This is a genomic window from Psychrobacter sp. NZS113 (assembly GCF_015864825.1).
GTDB lineage: Bacteria > Pseudomonadota > Gammaproteobacteria > Pseudomonadales > Moraxellaceae > Psychrobacter.
This window is the reverse complement of the sequence record NZ_JADYWL010000037.1, coordinates 1-277: the sequence shown is the minus strand read 5'-3', so window position 1 is coordinate 277 and position 277 is coordinate 1. Positions and strand designations below refer to the sequence as shown.

Annotated in this window: 1 rRNA gene; it reads left to right on the top strand. The window is 55.6% G+C overall.

What is annotated here, in order from left to right:
* Window positions 1–277: ribosomal RNA gene (locus I6E61_RS14020) — 23S ribosomal RNA — on the top strand; the annotation flags it as partial.

Below are 277 nucleotides of genomic sequence, written 5' to 3'. Positions count from 1 at the left end.
TCATCGTCGAGAGGGTAACAGCCCAGACTACCAACTAAGGTCCCCAAGCGTGTGCTAAGTGGGAAAGGATGTGGAGTTGCACAGACAACCAGGAGGTTGGCTTAGAAGCAGCCACCCTTGAAAGAGTGCGTAATAGCTCACTGATCGAGCGCTCTTGCGCCGAAGATGAACGGGGCTAAGCGATCTGCCGAAGCTGTGGGATGTAAAAAAGAATCGGTAGGGGAGCGTTCCGCCTTAGAGGGAAGGACCCGCGCGAGCAGTGCTGGACGAAGCGGAA